This is a genomic window from Apilactobacillus timberlakei (assembly GCF_002993965.1).
GTDB lineage: Bacteria > Bacillota > Bacilli > Lactobacillales > Lactobacillaceae > Apilactobacillus > Apilactobacillus timberlakei.
Window position 1 is genome coordinate 263,178 of record NZ_POST01000002.1, and the last position, 22,716, is coordinate 285,893.

Annotated in this window: 29 protein-coding genes, 1 tRNA gene and 1 other annotated feature; of the genes, 1 reads left to right on the forward strand and 29 read right to left on the reverse strand. The window is 30.1% G+C overall.

Going from position 1 to position 22,716, the window contains the following annotated elements; genetic code table 11:
- Nucleotides 1–8 precede the first annotated feature (8 nt).
- The 23 genes from rsmB to miaA form a co-directional block, all read right to left on the reverse strand.
- The gene (gene rsmB, locus C7N71_RS03255; protein WP_105987733.1) at nt 9–1,340 is read right to left on the reverse strand and encodes a 16S rRNA (cytosine(967)-C(5))-methyltransferase RsmB; all 1,332 of its coding nucleotides are present in this window, start codon (nt 1,338–1,340) and stop codon (nt 9–11) included.
- A complete protein-coding gene (gene fmt / locus C7N71_RS08180; RefSeq protein WP_105987734.1) occupies nt 1,333–2,289 on the reverse strand; it encodes a methionyl-tRNA formyltransferase in 957 nt (318 codons plus the stop codon). The genes rsmB and fmt overlap by 8 nt, the downstream gene beginning before the upstream one ends.
- 15 nt (nt 2,290–2,304) lie before the next feature.
- Nucleotides 2,305–4,719 carry a primosomal protein N' gene (priA, locus tag C7N71_RS03265; protein WP_105987735.1) on the reverse strand — a complete coding sequence of 805 codons (2,415 nt, stop codon included), beginning with the start codon at nt 4,717–4,719 and terminating at the stop codon, nt 2,305–2,307.
- Nucleotides 4,720–4,728: 9 nt separating this feature from the next.
- Complete coding sequence (coaBC, locus tag C7N71_RS03270) at nt 4,729–5,925, reverse strand: bifunctional phosphopantothenoylcysteine decarboxylase/phosphopantothenate--cysteine ligase CoaBC (RefSeq protein ID WP_105987736.1); 1,197 nt, start codon at nt 5,923–5,925, stop codon at nt 4,729–4,731.
- A gap of 97 nt (nt 5,926–6,022) precedes the next feature.
- The gene (gene rpoZ, locus C7N71_RS03275) at nt 6,023–6,226 is read right to left on the reverse strand and encodes a DNA-directed RNA polymerase subunit omega (RefSeq protein ID WP_105964547.1); all 204 of its coding nucleotides are present in this window, start codon (nt 6,224–6,226) and stop codon (nt 6,023–6,025) included.
- Nucleotides 6,226–6,843 (reverse strand): guanylate kinase, encoded by a 618-nt coding sequence (gene gmk, locus C7N71_RS03280; protein ID WP_105964546.1) that lies wholly within the window; start codon nt 6,841–6,843, stop codon nt 6,226–6,228. Before gmk ends, rpoZ begins: the two co-directional genes overlap by 1 nt.
- A 66-nt stretch (nt 6,844–6,909) precedes the next feature.
- On the reverse strand, nt 6,910–8,601 hold the full coding sequence (gene recN, locus C7N71_RS03285; protein WP_105987737.1) for a DNA repair protein RecN: 1,692 nt from the start codon (nt 8,599–8,601) through the stop codon (nt 6,910–6,912).
- A gap of 39 nt (nt 8,602–8,640) precedes the next feature.
- Nucleotides 8,641–9,447, reverse strand: a complete 807-nt coding sequence (locus C7N71_RS03290) for a TlyA family RNA methyltransferase (protein ID WP_105987738.1) — start codon at nt 9,445–9,447, stop codon at nt 8,641–8,643.
- 16 nt (nt 9,448–9,463) lie between these two features.
- Nucleotides 9,464–10,351 (reverse strand): polyprenyl synthetase family protein, encoded by an 888-nt coding sequence (locus C7N71_RS03295; protein WP_105987739.1) that lies wholly within the window; start codon nt 10,349–10,351, stop codon nt 9,464–9,466.
- Entirely contained in the window at nt 10,351–10,584 is a 234-nt protein-coding gene (locus tag C7N71_RS03300; RefSeq protein WP_105987740.1) for an exodeoxyribonuclease VII small subunit, read from the reverse strand. The genes C7N71_RS03295 and C7N71_RS03300 overlap by 1 nt, the downstream gene beginning before the upstream one ends.
- On the reverse strand, nt 10,584–11,927 hold the full coding sequence (xseA, locus tag C7N71_RS03305; protein ID WP_318530532.1) for an exodeoxyribonuclease VII large subunit: 1,344 nt from the start codon (nt 11,925–11,927) through the stop codon (nt 10,584–10,586). The genes C7N71_RS03300 and xseA overlap by 1 nt, the downstream gene beginning before the upstream one ends.
- A complete protein-coding gene (locus tag C7N71_RS03310) occupies nt 11,924–12,778 on the reverse strand; it encodes a bifunctional 5,10-methylenetetrahydrofolate dehydrogenase/5,10-methenyltetrahydrofolate cyclohydrolase (RefSeq protein ID WP_105987742.1) in 855 nt (284 codons plus the stop codon). Before C7N71_RS03310 ends, xseA begins: the two co-directional genes overlap by 4 nt.
- 99 nt (nt 12,779–12,877) lie before the next feature.
- Nucleotides 12,878–13,273 (reverse strand): transcription antitermination factor NusB, encoded by a 396-nt coding sequence (nusB, locus tag C7N71_RS03315; RefSeq protein WP_105987743.1) that lies wholly within the window; start codon nt 13,271–13,273, stop codon nt 12,878–12,880.
- Nucleotides 13,273–13,713, reverse strand: coding sequence for an Asp23/Gls24 family envelope stress response protein (locus C7N71_RS03320; protein WP_105987744.1), 441 nt, complete (start codon nt 13,711–13,713; stop codon nt 13,273–13,275). Before C7N71_RS03320 ends, nusB begins: the two co-directional genes overlap by 1 nt.
- Before the next feature lie 38 nt (nt 13,714–13,751).
- Complete coding sequence (gene efp / locus C7N71_RS03325; RefSeq protein ID WP_105955965.1) at nt 13,752–14,315, reverse strand: elongation factor P; 564 nt, start codon at nt 14,313–14,315, stop codon at nt 13,752–13,754.
- Nucleotides 14,316–14,447: 132 nt separating this feature from the next.
- Complete coding sequence (rpmA, locus tag C7N71_RS03330; protein WP_105964537.1) at nt 14,448–14,744, reverse strand: 50S ribosomal protein L27; 297 nt, start codon at nt 14,742–14,744, stop codon at nt 14,448–14,450.
- Between the two features lie 21 nt (nt 14,745–14,765).
- Nucleotides 14,766–15,110, reverse strand: a complete 345-nt coding sequence (locus C7N71_RS03335; RefSeq protein WP_105987745.1) for a ribosomal-processing cysteine protease Prp — start codon at nt 15,108–15,110, stop codon at nt 14,766–14,768.
- A 14-nt stretch (nt 15,111–15,124) separates the two neighbouring features.
- The gene (rplU, locus tag C7N71_RS03340; protein ID WP_105987746.1) at nt 15,125–15,433 is read right to left on the reverse strand and encodes a 50S ribosomal protein L21; all 309 of its coding nucleotides are present in this window, start codon (nt 15,431–15,433) and stop codon (nt 15,125–15,127) included.
- Nucleotides 15,434–15,452: 19 nt separating this feature from the next.
- Nucleotides 15,453–15,530: a sequence feature (ribosomal protein L21 leader region), on the reverse strand.
- A gap of 100 nt (nt 15,531–15,630) precedes the next feature.
- Nucleotides 15,631–15,704, reverse strand: a tRNA-Arg gene (locus C7N71_RS03345).
- 58 nt (nt 15,705–15,762) lie between these two features.
- A complete protein-coding gene (locus C7N71_RS03350) occupies nt 15,763–16,269 on the reverse strand; it encodes a hypothetical protein (protein WP_105987747.1) in 507 nt (168 codons plus the stop codon).
- Nucleotides 16,270–16,375: 106 nt separating this feature from the next.
- Complete coding sequence (gene glnA, locus C7N71_RS03355) at nt 16,376–17,719, reverse strand: type I glutamate--ammonia ligase (protein ID WP_105987748.1); 1,344 nt, start codon at nt 17,717–17,719, stop codon at nt 16,376–16,378.
- Between the two features lie 34 nt (nt 17,720–17,753).
- Entirely contained in the window at nt 17,754–18,128 is a 375-nt protein-coding gene (locus C7N71_RS03360) for a MerR family transcriptional regulator (protein WP_105987749.1), read from the reverse strand.
- 87 nt (nt 18,129–18,215) lie between these two features.
- A complete protein-coding gene (gene miaA / locus C7N71_RS03365) occupies nt 18,216–19,136 on the reverse strand; it encodes a tRNA (adenosine(37)-N6)-dimethylallyltransferase MiaA (RefSeq protein ID WP_105987750.1) in 921 nt (306 codons plus the stop codon).
- 149 nt (nt 19,137–19,285) lie between these two features.
- Between miaA and C7N71_RS03370 the strand changes: the two genes are divergently transcribed.
- Entirely contained in the window at nt 19,286–19,462 is a 177-nt protein-coding gene (locus C7N71_RS03370) for a DUF3042 family protein (protein ID WP_105955957.1), read from the forward strand.
- Nucleotides 19,463–19,546: 84 nt separating this feature from the next.
- Here the strand turns inward: C7N71_RS03370 and C7N71_RS03375 are convergent, their stop codons facing one another.
- The 6 genes from C7N71_RS03375 to rpmG are packed head-to-tail and all read right to left on the reverse strand — an operon-like array spanning nt 19,547 to nt 22,580.
- The gene (locus C7N71_RS03375) at nt 19,547–19,924 is read right to left on the reverse strand and encodes a rhodanese-like domain-containing protein (protein WP_105987751.1); all 378 of its coding nucleotides are present in this window, start codon (nt 19,922–19,924) and stop codon (nt 19,547–19,549) included.
- 28 nt (nt 19,925–19,952) lie between these two features.
- Nucleotides 19,953–20,921, reverse strand: a complete 969-nt coding sequence (locus C7N71_RS03380; RefSeq protein WP_105964529.1) for an ROK family glucokinase — start codon at nt 20,919–20,921, stop codon at nt 19,953–19,955.
- A 12-nt stretch (nt 20,922–20,933) separates the two neighbouring features.
- Nucleotides 20,934–21,149: a YqgQ family protein gene (locus C7N71_RS03385; protein WP_105964528.1), complete on the reverse strand. Its 216-nt coding sequence runs from the start codon at nt 21,147–21,149 to the stop codon at nt 20,934–20,936.
- Nucleotides 21,150–21,175: 26 nt separating this feature from the next.
- Nucleotides 21,176–21,850, reverse strand: a complete 675-nt coding sequence (locus C7N71_RS03390) for a rhomboid family intramembrane serine protease (RefSeq protein WP_225361873.1) — start codon at nt 21,848–21,850, stop codon at nt 21,176–21,178.
- 1 nt (nt 21,851) lies between these two features.
- Nucleotides 21,852–22,379: a 5-formyltetrahydrofolate cyclo-ligase gene (locus tag C7N71_RS03395; RefSeq protein WP_105987753.1), complete on the reverse strand. Its 528-nt coding sequence runs from the start codon at nt 22,377–22,379 to the stop codon at nt 21,852–21,854.
- Between the two features lie 51 nt (nt 22,380–22,430).
- Complete coding sequence (gene rpmG / locus C7N71_RS03400; protein WP_105964525.1) at nt 22,431–22,580, reverse strand: 50S ribosomal protein L33; 150 nt, start codon at nt 22,578–22,580, stop codon at nt 22,431–22,433.
- Nucleotides 22,581–22,716: the final 136 nt, after the last annotated feature.

Below are 22,716 nucleotides of genomic sequence, written 5' to 3' on the forward strand. Positions count from 1 at the left end.
TATCTCCACTATTTTTTAATTAAATTACATACGAAAAATCCATCTGATTCATAATCATCTGGGTAAATTTTCAAATATTTATCATTATTTTTTAATTCCAATAAAGTTTTAGTAATTACTAATTCAAAATCTGAGTTTAAAGATAAAAATTCATCAATAACATCACTATTTTCTTGGTTTAAAATAGTACAAGTACTATATACTAATTTCCCACCACTCTTTAATTTTGGAGCAACTGAATTTAATATATCAAGCTGTATACTTGATAAATGATTAACATCTGATAATTGTTTTTCATATCTTATTTCAGGTTTTCTTCTAATCAAACCAATTCCAGAACATGGTGCATCAATCAATATCTGATCAAATTGTTCATCTTTATACAATGAATCTATTTTTCTAGCATCACAAGCTTCAGTGCTTAAAACATCAGATACTCCTAAACGTTTAGCATTTTTTTCAACCTGTTTTAAACGTTTTTCATGCAAATCAAGTGCAAATACATGACCGCCTTGATTAGAATCTAATTTTTCAGCAATTTGAGTAGTTTTACCGCCAGGAGCAGAACACGCATCTAAAATCTGATAATGAGGCTTAATATCCATTGATTCAACCGGTAACATTGCACTTTCATCTTGAATAGTCATTTTGCCAGTTTTAAATAGATTACTATAACTTGCCGATTTATCGGTCAAAATTAAGCCAGATTTTGCTAATGAACTATTTTTTACACCATATCCTTCAGATTGTAGTTCACTGGATAAGACAGATTTATCAATTAATTTGGAATTAAATCTTACTGATTGTTTAGAAGGTTTATTAATACTCTCTAAAATAGAAATTGTTTTTTTATTACCAACTTGTTGCTTTAATTCCTTAATAATCCAAGGTGAAACACTATATTCAATTGATAACTTTCTCATTGGATCTGTAATTTCATTAAAAGATGGTAAACCATTCCTTTGTATTTGATGTAATGTTCCTGTTACCATTCTTCTAATTCCGTCATGACCTAACTTTTTGGCTATTTTTATAGATTCGTTAAAAATAGCACGTTCAGGAATCTTATTTAGATAGTACATTTGATAAATTGAAGTATAAAGTAATTCTTTTACCCAACTGTCTACCTTTTTTGGATTTTTTAAAAAAGAATTTAGATAATATTCTAAAGTTAGTCGATGTTGAATTACACCATAAACAATATTAGTTAATAAACTTATATCACGACTATCCAAGTCACTATGTTCAATAACTTGATTTAATTGTAAATTAGAATATGATCCATTTGATATTTTATTAAGTGTTTTTACCGCTAAAAGTCTAGGGTTATCTTTACTCATTAGTAATTACCTGTTCCTTTTCTTTAATGCTTTGGCCAGCTCCATTTAAGTAAGCATTAATATTTTGTTTAGGCTTACCAGCTGGTTGAAGTTCAATGATTGCGATTACAGTTCCATTGCCACAAGCAATTTTTAAAGACTTCTTATTTTTAGTAACAACCTGTCCCGGTTCTAAATCAGTCTTTTCATCATTAATAACTTTAGTTTTCCAAATTTTTGTACGTTTACCCTTAAGGAAAGTAAATGCACTAGGATCTGGTCTTAGAGCTCTAACCTTACAGTCAACTAAAAATGCAGTTTTAGTAAAATCAAGTTGTTCTTCAGAACGTTTGATATTAGGTGAAAATATTACTTTGCTTTCATCTTGAGCCACTGGTTTAACACTTCCATCAGCTATCTTGGGTAAAGTATCTAATAATAACTTACTACCTAAGATGCTTAACTTATCAAACATCGAAGCAGTATCATCATTTTCTTCAATTTTAATAGATTCCTGAGCTAAAACATCACCAGCATCCATTTTTTTAACCATATACATAATAGAAATTCCAGTTCTATCGTCACCATTCATGATTGAATATTGAACAGGCGCACCACCACGATATTTAGGTAACAAAGAACCATGAACATTAACTGCAGCTATTTTCGCAGCATTCAAAAGTTTCGTAGGTAAAAACTGACCAAATGCCGCAGTAATAATAAAATCTGGGCTTAAATTGATAATTTTTTGCATTTCTTCACTATCACCAATTTTTTCTGGTTGTAATACATCAATATTTGCTTCTTCAGCAAATAATTTAACAGGAGATGCTTTTAAAACTCGCTTACGACCAAATGGACGATCTGGTTGAGTAACAACGGCTAAAACATCATAATCATTTGATTTGACTAAATCTTTTAAAATTGGGACCGCAAAAGAAGGGGTTCCCATAAAAACAATTTTTTTCATATTTTATATACTTCCTTACATAAAGTTTAATGGATTAGGATCAATATTTATATAAAGTCCCTTTTGTGCATCTTTTTGATAATGTTGCAAAATGTATCCTAAACAGGCATGTAAATTAGGTTCATTTTTATATTTAATAATAATTTGATAATAATATTTATTTTTTATTCTCAAAATAGAACTAGGCGATGGCCCCAACATAATTGTCTGATTACTTAACTTAGCTTTTAATATTTTTGATATTTCAAACATCTTTGCAGCTGCTTTAGATTCATTTACATCGCTAGCAGTTATTTTAACAGTAAAATAATATGGTGGATAGTTGGTTATATGTCTAATATTCATTTCAGTTCGATAAAATTTTTCATAATCTTGCTGTCTAGATAACTGAATAGCATAATTATCTGGATTAAATGTTTGAATATAAACTAAACCTTCCTTATCTGCACGACCTGCACGACCACTAACTTGGGTTAATAGTTCAAATGTCTTTTCACTAGAACGAAAATCGGGCAAGTCTAATGATGTATCAGCATTTAAAACACCGACCAGAGTCACGTTAGGAAAATCTAAACCTTTGGCAATCATTTGTGTTCCTAACAATATGTCAGCATTACCTTGACCAAACTCTTGTAAGAGTCTTTCATGAGAACCCTTTCTTCTAGTAGTATCAACATCCATTCTAATGATACGAGCATCAGGAATTAATGTTTGTAATTTTTTTTGCACTTTTTGAGTTCCTGTTCCATAGTACCTAATTTTTTTATCGCGACAATTAGGACATTTATATGGTATGGGTTCTTCATGACCGCAATAATGGCATTTCATTGTTTTAGTATCCATATGCAATGTCAATGAAATATCACAATTAGGACATTTCAATACAAATCCACAAGTTCTACACATTATAAATGAAGAATAACCTCTACGATTCAACATTAAAACGGTTTGTTCACCTTTACTAATACGATTTCTAATTGCATTTAACAGCTCAGAAGAAAAGTCTTCATCGCCACTATTAATTAGTTCATTCTTCATATCAATAATTTTCACATTTGGTAGTGATTGATTATTAATTCGATGCGGTAATCTTATCAAAGAATAAACTCCCTTAGTTGCTCTTGCTCTCGATTCTAAAGAAGGGGTTGCACTTCCTAATATAACTGGACATTTATAATATTTGGCACGCCACTTAGCAACATCCCTAGTATGATAACGTGGGGTATCATCCTGTTTATAACTAGTATCATGTTCTTCATCCATAATAATTAAACCAATATTTTTTAATGGAGCAAATACAGCCGATCTCGCACCAACTACCACATCTGCTTGACCATTATTTATTCGACGCCATTCATCATATTTTTCACCATTAGAAAGTCCGCTATGAAGCATCGCAACTCTATCACCAAATCTACCTTTTACTCGATTAGCCATTTGCGGCGTTAAAGCAATTTCTGGCACTAACATTAAAGTTGATTTGCCTATAGCTAGGGCTTTTTGCATAGCCTGCAAGTATACTTCTGTTTTACCTGAACCTGTAACACCCTCTAGTAAAAATACTTTACTATTATTATTATTGATTGAATTACTAATTTGATCTACTGCATTTGCTTGGTCAAAATTTAGTTTTAAAGGATAATTTCTTTTAACTGGCTGCTTGTATGGATTACGATAAGCTTCTATCTGAAATTGTTCAAACCATCCCTTCTTAACAGCAGTTTTAACAGCAGACTCAGATATATCATATTTTTTGCATAGTTTTCTTTGTGAAATTATCTTATTAGGATAATCTCGAATATAATATAAAATATTTTTTTGCTTGATAGCATTAGAACGTAAGCTTGATAATTCTTTATCTATATCATTATCGAAAATATTAGGCTTTAAACCTAATATTTTTTTAGATTGTGCTTTATTTTTAACATTGTATTTAATTTCAATCTTATTTTTCTTCTTTAGGCTCAAAATTTTTCTTAATATATCTTTATTAAATTCTTCTGGATTAAAATCTACAATTTTAGACTTACTAAATATTTTAGCCACATTTTCATCATCAATATCATCAACTAATTTCAATTGCTTTTGATACTTAGCACGCATCACACTAGGCAACATTGTTAAGATGCAACTAATTTGAAAAGAAAAGGTCTTATTAGCCATCCATTTTGACATTAATAATAGTTCATCATTTAATACAGGTTCAAGATCCATGACACTTTCAATAGCTTTTAACTTACCATCAAACTTACCATCATGATTTATTTCCCAAATAATTCCTTGAACCTTACGACTACCATTACCAAAAGGAACTATTACTCGCATTCCTTTTTCTAGTTGTTCATTTAAGAAGTCAGGGATTTGATAAGTATAAGGCTCGTTAGTTTGCATAGTGGGTACATCAACAATTATTTTTGCTAAATTCAATATATCTCTTCCCTATTTATCAATTCTTTCACTAATAAGTTTTATTAAATCATTGGAAATTTTTTGCTTACTTTCAATACCAGTTTGGCTAATTATTCCATTATTATCAATAAAGTAAACTTTATTATTATCACTATTAAAGCCAACTTTATCTCCAGAAACATCGTTAGCAACTAACATATCAAGATTCTTGTGTTGTAATTTACTTTTAGCATTCTCAATTAAATTTTGCGTTTCAGCTGCAAAACCTACTACAAATTGATCAGATTTGATTTTTGCAATTTCTTTTAAAATATCACTAGTTCTCGACAATTTTATAAATAAATTATCATCATTTTTCTTAATTTTTTGATCAGAATAACTAACTGGCTTATAGTCAGAAACTGCAGCTGCCATAATTAAGATATCTGACTGATAAAAATTATCTTTAATTGCATTCTCCATATCCTCGGATGAATTAACAGAAATTAATCTTGCTTTATCATTGGCAGTCAATTTGGAAGGAGCACTAATAAGTGTAACGTCAGCACCTGCATTGATAGCAGCATCTGCAATCGCATATCCCATTTTACCAGATGAATTATTACTTATATACCTAACTGGATCAATAGACTCTCTAGTTCCACCAGCAGTAACAATGACCCTTTTTCCCTCTAATAAATGACTATTACTTAATTTGCTCTCCATTTTTTCTATAATTAACTCTGGTTCAATCATTCTACCTTTACCAGAATAACCTTCAGCTAAATAACCCTTTGTAGGTGAAAAAATAATTATACCATCATTTTTTAATGTATTAATATTCCTTATGGTAGCCGGATTATTCCACATATGATCATTCATTGCTGGTACTAAGATTTTCTTACCATCAGTTGCTAATAAGGTAGTACTAGCAGCATCATCTGCAATACCGTTAGCTATCTTAGAAATAAAATTAGCAGTTGCAGGGGCAATAAGTGATATATCGGTCCATTTTGCAATATTAATATGGGTTATTTCTTTTTCATCTGGTTCTTCACTAATGTTAGTAAAAACCTTATTTTTAGTAAGCGTCTGAAATGCAAGTGGAGTTACAAATAGTTGTGCACTATTTGTCATTATTACTCTTACATTTGCACCCTGCTTAATTAAATCTCTAGCCAAGGTTAGTGACTTATAAGCAGCAATACTACCAGACACATATAATGCAACGTTTAGATTATTAAACATTTTTTACACCTCAATCATTATTTATTAATATTGTATCAAAATTTTATTACCAAATTAAAAATAAAAACCCTTGCAATCAATGCAAAGGTTTTAAAAATTATTTTTCGGTTCTTGTAAGTTCTACCTTACCAGCAGCAATTTCTTCAAAAGCCTTACCAACTGGCTTTCTTGATTTATAGCTATCTAATAATAATGGAGAACCGGATTCAATTTCATGAGCTCTTTTACTAGCTAACATAATTAATGAATATCTAGAATCGACTCTTTCAAGTAGTTTATCTACAGATGGGTATAATAACATTAAGCTTCGTCTCCTAACGATGATAAATAATCTGGCATAACACGATTTACTTTAAGTCTTTCACTACTAATAATAGTTTGAATTCTATCAACAGCATTCTCTACTTTATCATTCAAAACAGCATAGTCGTAGTTACGCATCATTTTAATTTCTAAAACAGCCTTTTTAATTCGCTTATTAATGACTTCCATATCATCAGTACCACGACCAATTAGACGGTTCTTTAGAACTACTAAATCAGGTGGAGTCAAAAATACAAATATTGCTTCAGGGCAATTAGCTCTAACTTGCATTGCACCATTAACTTCAATTTCTAAGAAAACATCATGGCCAGCATCTAAAGTCTCATTTACATATTTTAATGGTGTACCGTAATAATTGTCAACATACTTAGCATATTCCAATACTTCTCCATTTTTAATATGATTCTCAAATTGTTCCTTAGAAACAAAAAAATAGTCTTTTCCATTAACTTCGCCTTCACGAGGCTTTCTAGTAGTCATTGAAATTGAATATTTAAAATCTACATTGGGTTGATTAAAAAGTGCTTTTCTAACAGTACCTTTACCAACACCCGAAGGACCAGAAAGAACAATTAGCATTCCTCGTTTTGCCATTATAAAACCCCTTAAAATTAAATAATATTATTACTATTATGGTCTATTTAAGTAAAATTTTCAAATTTATTTTTTCTCGTCATCTGCTAAATTAAGCAATTCATTAGCATGTTCCATTGTTAACTTAGTAACAGTGGAACCAGATAACATCCTAGCAAGTTCTTCTACTCGATCATCACTACCTAATTTAACTAAATTAGTATTAGTACGATCATTGGAAACTTCTTTTTTTATGAAATAATGATGATCGGCCATTGCAGCCACTTGTGGTAAATGAGTGATACATAAAACTTGTGATTGCCTAGAAATAGAAGAAATTTTATCAGCAATAGCTTGTGCAACTCTACCAGAAACACCAGTATCAACTTCATCAAAAACAATGGAAGTAATTCCTTGAGAACTAGCAAATACCGTTTTTAGAGCTAGAAGAATCCTAGAAATTTCACCACCAGAAGCTATTTTACTCAATGGCAATAAACTTTCTCCTGGATTAGTACGCATATAAAATTCTACATGTTCATTTCCAAACTGATTAAATGCTTTATTAGGTAACTTATTAAAAATAACTTTAAATTCAGTCTTTGACATATATAAATCAGATAACTGTTGATGAATTGCATTCTCTAATCCAACAGACACCTTATGCCTAACTGAACTAATTTTTTGGGATACAGTTTCTAATTTATCATAAGTATGATTGTATTGTTCGGTAAGGTCTTCGCCAGTTTCCTTATCAGATTGCATAGAAGACAATTCATTTTTGACATTATCATAGTGTTGTAATATCTGCTCGATCGAATCACCGTATTTTCGTTTTAGTTCATAAATAATGTTCAATCTTTCTTCAATTTCTTCTAAACGATTATCATCAAACTCTTGCAAATCAACTTGATCAGAAATATTATCAGACGCATCTTGCAATAAATAAAAAGCATCCTTTATGTTATCCGATATCTCACCAAATTTAGAATCGACATCTTCAATTGATTGCATTGCATTCATCGCTTGACCAATCATATCTAAAGGACTAATTGCATCATCACCATTAATTGAACTAAAAGATAAGTTTAAAGAGTCAACAATTTTTTGATAATTTTGTAAATGATCACGTTCTTTGGATAATCTTTCTTCTTCACCATTTTCTAAATTGGCATTACCAATTTCATTTTCTTGAAATTGGAGCATGTCTAATCTTTGAGACCATTCTTTTTCATTATTACGTTTTTCTTCAATTAGTTTACTGAGTCGATTATATTTTTCATAATAATGATTATATTCTTTTAAAAGTGGTTGCAATTCATCGGAACCAAATTCATCTAATAATTTAACATGTTTATCCGGTTGCATTAAATCTTGACTATCATTTTGCCCCTGAATGTCTACAACTGTTGATCCAATTCTTTTTAAAGTAGTGGTATTAACCAAAATACCATTTACACGACAAATATTTTTACCATTACGGTAAATCTCTCTTTGCAAAATAACATTGCCATCACTATGATCAATTCCTAAATCATCAAGAATCTTATATGTTAATCCATTTTGTGGGAAAACAAATAAGCCTTGAATTAAAAGTTTGTTACTACCATTTCTAATAAATTTTTGTGACCCACGGTTACCAGCTAATAATCCAACAGCGTCAATAATAATAGATTTACCAGCACCAGTTTCTCCAGTAAGTACTGTCATGCCAGATGAAAAATCTATCTCTAATTTATCGATGATTGCTAAATTACTTATTGATAAATTTTCTAGCAATTAAAGAACTTCCTCTCAAGAATTATTAAATAAGGTAAACTATCCTAAATTATCAGATTTTTCAATTGTGTCATCAATTGAAACACTAGAATCAATTAATGGATCATCATCAGATTTTAGATGTAGTAAAAATTCAATATTACCTTCCCCTCCCTTAATAGGAGAATAATCTAGTCCTTTAACTGAATAACCAGATTTAATTGAGAAATTTATAATATCATCTAAAACTTCGGCATGAACTTTATGATCTCTAATAATTCCATGTTTACCAATTTTATCTCTACCAGCTTCAAATTGTGGCTTTACTAAAGCAACAACTTCTCCACCTTTTTTTAAAATGTTTTTTAATGGTGGCAAAATTAGATGTAGTGATATAAAAGAAACATCGATTGATGAAAATTCTGGTTGTCCTTTATCAAAATCATCTAGTTTACTATATCTAAAATTGGTATGTTCCATTACTTCAACGCGTGGATCTTCTCTTAGTTTCCAAACTAATTGGTTGCTTCCAACATCAAGTGCATAACTTAACTTAGCACCATTTTGCAACATGACATCAGTAAATCCACCAGTTGATGATCCTATATCTAATACCACTTTATTACTAACGTCTATATTGAAAACTTTTAACGCTTTAGCTAATTTTAGTCCTCCACGACTAACATATGGCATTGGTTTCCCTTTTAAATGAAGTTTAGTTTCATCGGAAATTTTAGTTCCTGGTTTATCTAGTCTTTCTTCATTTTTTCCTAAAATTTCACCTGCCATTACAGCTCTTTTAGCTTTTTCTCTAGTATCGAAAAGTCCTTGTTGAACTAAAAGTACATCAACTCTTTGCTTTTTCATTAATAAACTGCTCCTATTAACTAATTTTAAAGTAAGTCAGGAATGCTGCTAACAAATCAGTATCAATCCCATAATTTTCTTCTATTTGATTAAGTATCTTATGACTATGATCTAAAACTTGTTCTAATTCTTTATATGAGTTTTTCAAGCCAATTAAATTAGGATAAGTATTCTTTTTATCATCTTGATGAACTGGCTTACCTAGCTGTTTAGAAGTAGCGACAACATCTAAAATATCATCATATATTTGAAAAGCTAAACCATAATCATCTGCATAGCTAGATAAAAGATTTTGTAAATTTTTATTAGAATCCGACATAACAGCACCAGCAGAAACAGCATAATGAATTAAAGCACCTGTTTTACCACGATGTAGTTTTTTTAAAGATTCTAAATTTAAGGTTTTATTTTCAAATTCAATATCTGATGCTTGTCCGGCAACCATACCGCTGGGTCCACTAGCTTTTGAAAGCATTAGGGTAAGTTGTGATTTAATATCACTAGATAAATTATTATCAGAAACCCATTGAAAAGCTAAAGAAAGTAATCCATCTCCAGCTAAAGTGGCCATTCCAGCACCAAATTTAACATGATTGGTAGGCATCCCTCTACGCAGGTCATCATTATCCATAGCTGGTAAATCATCATGAATTAATGAGTATGTATGCAATAATTCAATTGCACAAGTAGCCCTTAAATCATCTTCATTTATACTATGATTTAAAGTTTTCATAGTTGCTAACGTCAACAAAGGTCGTAATCTTTTACCACCTGCCATTAATGAGTAATACATTGAATCAGCCAAAGTAGTTTGATTAATATCTTTTTTTAAATTAGATTCTAAATAATTATTAATTTTGGTCAAGTTTTCTTGTTCAAAATCATTTAATATTTTTTCCAACATTAGTTTTTATCGCTTTCTGATTGTTCAAAAGGAATTTCTTCATTATTACTTGTCATTTCTTTAGCAAGAGTGTTTTCAGCATTCTTTAAAGTAGCTTGAAGATCTTTTGTCAGACTAACTCCATTTTGAAATTCTAATAAAGCTTTCTCTAATGGAATATCACCTTGTTCCAATTCATTTACAATTTGTTCTAGTTTTTGCATATTCTCTTCAAAAGTAACTTTTTCAGCCATTATTTTTGCTTCCTTTCTATTGAATTAACAGTCGCCTTTGCAGATCCATCTATTAAATTAAGATTTATTGTTGAATCTGGATTTAAATTATCAACACTTTTAATTACATTATTATTTTCATCAGTTGTATAACTAAAACCTCTAGACATTGTTTTAAGAGGACTTAAATGATCTAATGATTCAATGATATTATTTAAATTATTCTCTTTGTTCTTAATAATCAAATCAATATTTCTTTGTAATTGTTGTTTTTTAATTTTCAATATTTGTATATTCGATTCAACTTGTTGCCTTGGGGAATTAAGTTTTAACCCATTTTTTAATTGATTAAATTGCTTATCAACATAATTAAACTTATTATTCATATTGTTAAATAACTTTTCACGTAAAGCATCTAAACTTTGTAAATATGAATCATATAACCTATCAGGCTGTTTAAATATATATGATTCTTTTGCTTTATTTAATCTTTGATTAAGCGTATTCAATATGTTCTTAAACGCATTAAATATCCTTAGCTCATCTTTTTGTAATTCTGTTAGTACATCTGTTAACACAGGAACAGATAGCTCAGCAGCGGCAGTTGGCGTAGCAGCTCTCACATCAGCTACTAAATCAGCAATTGTAGTATCAGTTTCATGTCCAACCGAAGAAATAATTGGAATATTACTATCAAAAATAGCCCTGGCAACTATCTCTTCATTAAATGGCCATAAATCTTCAATGGATCCTCCGCCACGTCCAATAATCAAAGTATCAAAGTTTCCCATATCATTTACTCTTTTAATTTGACTAGTAATATCTGCTGCTGCTTCATTACCTTGAACTACAGCCGGAAAAAGTACAATTTGAGCAATTGGATATCTTCTTCTAGTAGTAGTAATAATATCTCTAATTACAGCACCACTAGGTGAAGTAACAACTGCAATTCTTTTAGGAAATTTGGTTAGCGCTTTTTTAGGCGCGGAGAACAGCCCTTCTTTTGAAAGTTTATTCTTCAATTGTTCATATGCTTGATAAAGTTCGCCAACACCATCAGGTTCCATATGATCAATGTATATTTGATAATTACCAGTTTTTTCATATAAAGATACCCTACCAGTAACTAACACCTTCATACCTTCTTCAGGAGTGAATTTAACTTTATTAAATGCTGATTTAAACATAATTGCACTTATTTTAGCATTATCATCTTTAAGACTAAAATATTGATGAACTGGTCTTAATCTAAAATTAGATATTTCACCAGTTAAATATATTTTTCCTAAATAAGGATCACGATCAAATTTTTTCTTAATATAGCTAGTTAAATCACTAACTGATAAATAGTCATTACTCATTATAAAGAGTCACTCCATTTTGTAAGTTCAACGGTTTGAGTCATTAATGTACTAATTGTCATAGGTCCCACTCCTCCTGGTACCGGAGTAATATATCCGGCAATTTCAGAAACTTCTTGATAGTCGACATCTCCGACTAATTTTCCATTTTCATCTAAATTTTGACCAACATCAATAATTGTGGAACCTTTTTTAACATCATTTTTATTAACCGTATGTAATTTACCAGTTGCTGAAACTATAATATCAGCATCTTTAGTATAATCATTAACATTAGCATGATGATTAATTATGCTAACTTCAGCTCCAGCATTAATCAATAAAGCTGCCATTGGCCTTCCAACAATTGTGCTTCTACCGATTACAACTGCCTTCTTGCCTACAAGCTCAATATTATATTCCTCAAGCATTTTCATAATACCTTTAGGAGTACAAGCAACTGGATAATTTTCTGTTTCATCTAAAAACAATTTACCAGAATTAATTATTTGGAATCCATCGACATCCTTTTTTGGATTAATTTGTCCCATAATATATTTTTCATCAATATGTTTAGGAAGTGGTGATTGAATCAAAATTGCATTTATATCACTATCATTATTATAATCGTTCAAAACTTTAAGTAATTCTGCTTGTGTAGTTTCTTCTGGCATTTCTTTTACTATTGATTTGATACCTAGTTTTTCAGCCTTTTTATGCTTACTCCTAACATATCTTTTGCTAGCTTGATCATTACCCACAATAATAACTGCTAGACAAGGTATTATTCCATTTTTTTTCATCTTACTTACAGTTAACCTAGTATTTTCATTAAGTTTTTTTGCTAATGATTTTCCATCAATAATAGTTGCCATATAGAAAACACCCCATTCATTTTATGTTTATTCTAGCACATTAAATTTAATTTATGCATTAAAAAAATAGATTTGCAGTTAAGCAAACCTATCTTTTCATTATGAAATAGCGTTAGATAAAACGCCATTAACGAACTTACGTGAATGATCATCACTATATTTTTTTGTTAACTCTAAGGCTTCATTAATTGCAACCTTATTTGGAATATCATCTACATAATAGATTTCAAAAAAAGCCATTCTGAGAACTGCTAAATCGGTTTTAGCAATTCTATTAATTGACCATCCTGAAACAAGATATTCACTAATTTTATTATCTAAATCTTCTTTATGTTCCAAAACACCATTAACTAATTCCAAATAATATGATGGAATTTCGTCTTGTGTTTTAGAAATAGCATGAAAAAAAAGTTCTTTATCAGTAGTATCATTTGCATTAATCGCAAATAAAGTTTGAAATGCAAACTCTCTTATTTTATGTCTTGTAAAATTCACTATTGTTCACCCTTATTATTACTATCGTTATCATCAAATAAGTCATTTGAATCAAATTTATCGTCCGTTTTTTCAGGAACAATTCCCTCTACATGAACATTAACTTCGCCTAAGTTTAATTCAGTCATGAATAAGAGCTGTTGTTTTACTTGTTCTTGGATATTTAAAGCCACTTTAGGCACGGCAACACCATAATTTAAGTAAACATAAACATCGACAATTAATTTATCATCGTCAAAATTTAATTTAATTCCCTTGCCAAATTCTTTTCTACCAAATAATTCATTTACACTAGTAGCTAAAGAACCACGCATACTGTTAACACCCTTAACTTGAACAGCAGCAATACTAGCAATTATTTCTAGTACTCGTGGAGATATTTGAACATCTCCTTCTTGAGCACTTGAGTTTTTTAAAGCAATGTTATTTCCTTCTGCCATAAAGATTACCCCCAATTGAGTAATTAAATTTCAAAAAATTAAGCTCTTGAAATATAACTTCCATCAGTAGTGTTAATAATTAATTTATCGTCAGAATTAACAAAGAATGGAACTTGAACAATTAATCCAGTAGTCATTTTAGCTGGTTTGCTTCCACCAGAAGCAGTATTACCTTTAATACTTGGTTCAGTTTCTGCAACTTGAAGAGTAACTGTATTAGGAACTTCAATTCCAATTACTTCATTTTCATATTGAACAATACTTACTTCCATATTTTCTTGTAAGTAGTTTAAAGCATCCTTAATTTTATCGCCAGGAACAGTAAGTTGATCATAAGTTTCCATATCCATGAAAACATATCCAGAACCATCTTCATACAAATATTGCATAGTTCTTGAATCAATTTGTGCTTGTTCCATTTTAGCACCAGAACGGAATGTTTTATCTTGAACCGCACCAGTTCTCAAATTCTTTAGCTTAGAACGAACGAATGCTCCACCTTTACCAGGCTTTACGTGTTGAAAACTAATAATACGCCAGATAGCATTATCAACCTTGATTGTTAATCCAGTTTTAAATTTAGCTGTTGAAATTACTGCCATAATTAAAATAATCCTCCTAATATTAACTAATTGAATAGTTATTTGTAGCACCATTACTTAATAATATTATAACATTATATTTTATAATAAAAAAAGCCTGATAATCAGGCTTTTAATACATTATTTACTTAATTATTTAGCAACTGCTTCAGAAACAGGGTATACTGAAACTTGGCGCTTCTTGCGGCCCATACGTTCAAAACGTACAACACCGTCAACTAAAGCAAATAAAGTATCGTCACCGGCACGTTTAACATTCTTACCAGGGTAAATATGTGTACCACGTTGACGGTAAATAATTGAACCAGTTGTAACAGTTGAGCCATCAGCAGCCTTAGTACCTAAACGACGACCTGCAGAATCACGACCGTTAGCAGTTGAACCTCCCCCTTTATGGTGAGAGAAGAATTGTAGATTCATTTCTAACATTGAATTACACCTCCGTACAATTTAATCGCTTATTATATTTAATTTAATATATTTTGCATAACTTTTAGAAATATCAATCATTCCATTCTCAAAGCTACGTAAAATAGCTTGAGAAGCAATCATATTATCATGATTTTTAGTATTAGGAATAGTTACCTCCATAAAGCCACCATCAATATCATTGCTTTTAACTTTAGGATCCAACTCAGCAACTTCATTCAATCCATTTACAGTAGTAATGGATAAAACTGAAACTGCAGCACAAACTATATCCTTACCATACTCTCCTGAATCAGCATGACCAGTTATTTTAAATGAATTTATATTATCACTTAAATTATTATGAGAAATAGTAACTTTAATCATTTTATCCTCTTTAATTATGCATTGATTGAGTCGATAGTAACCTTAGTGTATGGTTGTCTATGACCTTTCTTTGAACGAGCACCCTTCTTAGGTTTGTAACGAAGAATAGTAATCTTCTTACCACGACCGTGCTTTTCAACAGTACCTTCAACTGAAGCACCGTCTACTAGAGGAGTACCAACCTTAGCTGAGTCACCACCAACGAAAACAACTTGGTCAAATTTAACCTTGTCACCTTCATTTGCGTTTAACTTTTCAACGTAAATTGATTCACCTTCAGCAACTTTATATTGCTTGCCGCCTGTTAAAATAATTGCGTACATAATGTGCACCTCCTTGAAATAATATGCTTAGACTCGCCGAAAATAAGCGTTCATTAATATGAAACTTAATACTCATTCCATGCGGTTGTAGCTGTGAAAGTCCACAAATACAACAACGTAAGTATACACATGTTATAGTAATTAGTCAACAAAAAAACACATTACAATTTTGTAATGTGTTTTTAGAAAATAACTAATGTCGCAGAAGAGATTCGAACTCTTGACCTACGGTTTAGAAGACCGTTGCTCTATCCTGCTGAGCTACTGCGACAACAAATAACCAACAAAAATAATTATATTAAAAATATAGATAGGTGTCAACACTTTTTTTAATTTTTATTAAAAAATTCTTTAGATACCTCATCAATATTTAAATTCATATCTACAATACCAAATTTATTAAAGATCTTCCAAGCATATGTAAAATCTTTTTCACTATGATTAAACAAACTATTAATCATCATTTTCTTAATAACTAAGTAAACATTGCTAAATTCATTATCAGCTTTATTTTTAAACAGTTTTTTTTGTTCATTCTCAGAAATAATAATAAGATGATTCCAATTTTTTAAGTTTGCTACTAAAAAGAAAAGATTCATACTTTTAGTAAAGTCTTTTATCATAGTATTTTTATAATCCATAATATCAATATTTACATTAGGATTAGATAAAATACTAAATCGTTTAGAATCTTTAGCTAATTTAGCTAAACTAATATCTAAATTAATATATGCTTTTTGTAACCGATTACTTTTATTTACTGTAAAGTTATCTTTTTGCTCAGATAATCTAAAATTAGCTATTGATTTTTTTAACATATTTTCAAAATCAAACAAAATATTCACTTCCTTCAAAACAATTTAAAATTTTAACATTAATAAAAATAAATTCAAGAAAAAAGAGACTATAAATTATATATAGCCTCTTTTAAAAATAAATATTTTAATATTGTTCCATGTATTGGTCTCTTTCCCATTCAGAAACTTGTGCGCGATATGCATCATATTCTAAATGCTTAGCAGCTAAGAAACTATTGAAAATCTTCTCACCCAACGCATGTTTCATAGTCTTATCAGAAGATAATTCTTTAAGGCCATCCAATAAGTCATCTGGCAAATTAACAATCTGATTATCTTTTCTTTCTTGAGCATTCATATGATAAATATTTCTATCAACACTCTTTGGTGGAACAATTTCATTTCTTAATCCATCTAATCCAGCTTCTAATACAGAAGCAATGGCCATATATGGATTAGCTGTTGGATCAGCACTTCTCAATTCTAGTCTAGTTGCTAATCCACGAGCATTAGGCACTCTAATTAATGGTGAACGATTTGATCCAGACCAAGCTACATAAACAGGTGCTTCATATCCAGGAACTAAACGTTTATATGAGTTAACGATTGGATCACAAATAGCAGTATAGCTCTTAGCATGTTTCATCAGTCCACCTAAGAAATGATAAGCAGTTTCAGATAATTGTAATTCACCATTTTTATCATAAAAAGCATCCCCATCATTGTTAAACAATGACATATTTAAATGCATACCTGATCCATTAATACCACTTAATGGTTTTGGCATAAATGTAGCATAAAGTCCGTGTTTTCTAGCAACTGTTTTAACAACTAGTTTAAACGTTTGAATATTATCAGCAGCGTTCAAAGCATCCGCGTATTTAAAATCAATTTCATGTTGTCCAGGAGCTACTTCATGATGGGCTGCTTCAACATCAAAGCCCATTTCTTCAAGAGTTAAAACAATATCTCGACGACAGTTTCCACCTAAATCTAGTGGAGCCATATCGAAATAACTACCATGATCATTCAACTTTGTAGTTGGTTTTCCATTTTCGTCCATCTTAAATAAGAAAAATTCAGGTTCAGGTCCAATATTAAATGAAGTATATCCAGCATCCTTCATATCCTTTAAGACACGAATTAAATTATTACGAGGATCTCCTTCAAATGGTTCACCATTAGTTTTATAAACTTCACAAATTACTCTAGCAATTTTACCTCTTTCTGAACTCCATGGGAAAATCATCCAAGTTGAAAGATCTGGGTGTAAGTACATATCACTTTCTTCAATTCTAACGAAACCTTCAATAGAAGATCCGTCAAACATTAATTTGTTATCAAGCAAATCATCTAATTGACTGATTGGAACTTCAACATTTTTTAATGTTCCTAAAACATCGGTAAACATTAGTCTTAGGAATTTAACGTCTTCTTCTTTTACGATTCGACGAATATCGTCTTTTGAATAATCATGTTTTGTAGCCATTTAACTCTACCCCTAACATTTTGATTAGATTTAATTAAAAAGAATTATTGCCTTTAACGTCTTTTGAGTTTAATCCACCAACGTTTAACAATTCATCAGATAGCAATCTTCTTGCTTCTTGGTCTGATAATTTGTTTCTAGAACCGCTATTAAAAGCCTCCTGCTTTCTCTGTTCATAAACATTCTTAATTTTAGAAATGTTCATGCCATCAGATATATAGTCTTTAATTTCCAAAATTAAATCGATATCATTTAAAGAATACATTCTTCGATTTCCCTCATTTCTTTCTGGAGAAACCAAACCTTGTTCTTCATAATATCTAATTTGTCTAGCAGTTAAACTAGTAAGTTTCATAACAGTACCTATTGGCAAAACTGATAATGAACGTCTTAAGTCCTTTTCTTTCATAAATAACTCCCTCTAATAGTTTTATAATAACATTATAATTAAGTATGTCAAGTTAATATGTAACATAACATAACATGAGTTTAATTATTAACTCTTTTTCCATTTAATAATGTCTTTTTTTATTGCATCAATTTGATGATTATCAGATAAAATGTCATACCATGTCACATCCATTTTATTTCTAAACCATGTAAGTTGTCTTTTGGCATAATGTCTTGAATTTTTTTTAATCAAATCTTTTATATCAGAAACCAACTTATTTCCATTAAAATATTCATTAAATTCTTTATAACCAATACCTTTACATGCAGGCAATGATAATCCGCCGTGTTGATACAGCCATTTATTTTCTTCCAAAAGGTCTCCATCAAACATTAGGTCCACTCGTTTATTAATACGATCGTATAACAATGAACGGTTAGTATTCAAAGCAACAATATAACTATCGATTTCATCATCATTGTTATCAGATTGGGCAGAAAACTTTTCGCCAGTTTGTTTATAAAATTCTACCGCTCTGATTATACGCCTTTCATTGTTAACTGGAATATTAATTGCTGCATCATGATCAATTAAATCTAACTCTTTCCATAAAGCATATTTACCATTTTGAACGGCTTTTTTATGCATCTCATTTCTAAATGAATTATCAACTGAAGAACCGTCTCCAAAATTAAACCCATCAACAAGAGATTGCAAATAAAAGCCAGTACCACCAACTATAATTGGCAATTTATCTTTGTCAGATATTTCTTTTATTAATTTTTTAGCATCTGATACAAATTCAGAAGCAGAATATGTTTCTTCAACATTTTTAATATTAATAAGATGATGCTTAATACCTTGTTTTTCTTTTTCCGTAACTTTGGCAGTACCAATATTTAAATTACGATATATTTGCATTGAATCTCCAGAAATAATCTCTCCATTAAATTGTTTGGCCAATTTAATAGACAAATCAGTCTTCCCAACAGCCGTTGGTCCAGCTATTATTAGAACTTTATACATAAAATCACGTCATTTCGTTTAAATAATCAGTATACTAATAGTAATAAATTATTGAATAAAAATAAACACAAAACTGGATATATTAATATAAATCTTGCATAATAGAATTGTATGAAAATTATACATAAACAAATAAGGAGGGTATTATAATGAAAAAATTTGGAAACGGATTCTTTCTTGGGGTATTAGCAACATTAAGTGCTGTTGTAGGTGCATTATTCTCTTTCAAGAAAACAGTTGTTGAACCTGTTGAAAATCATGAGCAGAAACTTGACGAAAATAGAAAAAGAGTTTTGCGCAAACAACGTTCAGCTCACTTAAACTAAAAAATAATTTAAGTTAAAAAATAAACCTATTTAAAGCCAATTAATAGTTTGGCTTTAAATAGGTTTATTTTTATTGTAAAGCATTTATTTTTTAGTCTTACCATTCCAATTACGATAACCACTTTTTAAGATATAAATCTTTTTATATCCTTTTTTATTTAATAATATCGCAGCTCGCATACTAATAGTCATTCCTTGATCATATAAGTATACAGGCAAATCAGATCTGATATTACCATAAAAATTTTTCAGAGTTGAATATGGCATACTTCTTGCACCTAAGATATGTCCAGCATCAAAATCTCTCGTCTCTCTGAGATCAATTATTTGTCCACGATGACTGCCCTTTTGAAATCCATTTTCACTAACTATTTTAGCAGCCTTTTTGGCTCTTAACCTAGTTGAAAGATTAATGACAAAAAAAGCCACAATAATTAATAAAACTATCATAAGTGAAATCATTATGATTCCCCCTAATTAAATTATTTGTTTAATTTTTTGCATTTCTTAAAGCTAATGATCCAGCACCAATAACTCCAGCATCATTACCTAATTGAGCTAAACGAATTTTGGTAGAATCACGAACTGGTCTAAATGCATTTTCTTGGAAATATTTAGTGGTTGGTTGTAATAAAGTGTTGCCAGCATTTGATACACCACCACCAATAACAATATTACCTGGATTTAATGTATTACCAACATTAGCTAATGCTAAACCTAAGAAGTAACATACACGATCTACAACTTGATTTGCAAAAATATCACCATTATCTGCTAAGAAGAAAACAATTTTAGAAGTAATTTCTTCACCATTAATAATCATTTCTTTAAGTCTAGAATTTCCAGTAAATTCAGTAGATAAACTTTTAGCAACATTAACTACTCCTGTAGCAGAAGCATATTGTTCTAAACAGCCTCTTTTACCACAAGTACACATAAATCCACCAGGTTCAACGGTAATATGGCCAATTTCACCAGCACCACCATTAACACCATGTGCTAGTTCTCCATTGATGATAACACCACCACCAACACCAGTTCCTAAAGTAACGAATACTACATCAGAATCTTTACTACCAGCACCTTGCCAATATTCTCCAAGAGAAGCAACATTAGCATCGTTGTCTACTGAAAAAGGAAGTCCTAATGCTTGTTCGATTTGATCTTTAATATTTTGAGTAGTCTTCCAATTTAAGTTATAAGCACCAACAACTGTTCCATTTGCACGATCTACTGAACCTGGAGTTCCCATACCGATTCCTACAAAGTCATCGATTTTATGATCAGAGTTTTCCATTTTTTGAGTAATAGACTTAATAATGTTGGGAACAATTTTACTTCCGTTAGCGCTTACATCTGTAGTAATAGCCCACTTATCTAAAATTTCACCGCTATCAGTTAAAAATGCTAACTTTGTAGTAGTTCCTCCTAAATCAATTCCAATCAACTTACGTACCATTGTAGATTCCTCCTAAATATTGTTATCCTTAGTTTTATTTTCTTCGATTCTATGTTCATGTTTCAAAACTAATTTAGCCTGTAAGAATTCTTCTTTAGTTATTACTTTGGATTCATGTAAATGGTCTAATTCTAAAGCCATTACTTCAATGTCCCATAGTCTTTTTCCTACATAAACATAGATACCAAATTTTTTTAATAATTGCTGCACATCATACAACGTATTCATTGTCCCACATCCTAAAAAAAAATGCACTAATTATTTGACATATATCCAGTCTTTAGGCAAAAAATTACTATTATCATTAATACTACAAAAGATAATATTTTTTTAGACTTATTCATTTTATAATTTGGAATACCTATAAAATATGGTATAAAGAATCCGCCAATTAATCCTCCTAAATGGCCAGCTATATCAATACCTGAGCTTAACAAGTCAAAAACGATATTAACAATTATTAATAATAAAAAACTTTGTGACATTTGTCTAACCGCGAAGTTATCACGAAAGTTTTCACCTAACATTAAAAATACACCAAATAATCCAAAGATGGCAGTACTTGCACCTGCACTTAATCCACTAGAAAATGCAAAACTTATAATATTACCCATTATACCTGAAAGCATAAAAATAGTTAAAAATCTTATATGCCCAAATATTTTTTCAATTTGAATTCCAACATAGTATAAACTAATTCCATTCATTAGTATGTGCAAAAAGCCAAGATGAATAAATATTGGCGTAATAAATCTCCACCATTCACCATAATATATAATCAGTGGTTTAATCATAGCGCCATTAGTAATAATTAATTGGCTAGTATTAGTTAAAAGTCCAAATAGGTAAATAAAGGCCATTATAATTAATATAAGTTCAGTAAAAAAAGGTCTTTCATCCATCTTCCTGTAAAAATTTGAATTTTTCAATTTAATATATAATTGTTTTAACTTTCTGATCAAAATCATCTACTTTCCAAATTGGTTGACGATATATTTGTTCTGGGAGCCCTATAGAAATAGTATTGCCAGGATATTGTTTTAAAATTCGATCATAAAAACCTCCACCAAATCCTAATCGATCACCAGTTTCTGTTGAAAAAGCTATTCCTGGAACAATCATTAATCCTATATTATTTATAGGAAAACTTGATCCTTTAACTGGTTCATATATACCAAAAGAACTTTTTTTTAAAATAGTTTTTTCGTTGCATTCAATAAATATCATAACATTTTTAGAAACAACTTTAGGAATTAAAATTTTTTTATTATCTCTCAACGCTTTTCTGATAATTGGTTTAGTATCAAATTCAAAAGGCAAACTCATAGTTATAGCTACAGAATTACTGTTTTTCCATTCTGACCTACTAAATAAATTATCATATATTTTATCTAAGCCATTATGATTAGTTACCTTCAAATTATTAATAATTTCTTTTCTAATATCAGATTTAATCATTTATATATACCCCAAGATATAAAAAAAGGATTGGGCTTTAAACCCTAATCCTTATTTTGTTTCACGATGTAATGTAACTTTTCTTTGACGTGGACAATATTTCTTTAATTCCAAACGGTCAGGATTGTTACGACGGCTCTTAGTAGATAGGTAATTACGTTCGTGACATTCTGTACATTCTAGTGTAATGTGTACTCTCATTAGTGTTACACCTCCAAATTTACTTTATTTATAATTTATAGATATAAACAACTGTCAACTTTTAATATATTATCATTTTTTTAGCGATTTGACCAGAGTTTATATAAATATTGTTAAGGAAAATTACTTAACACCT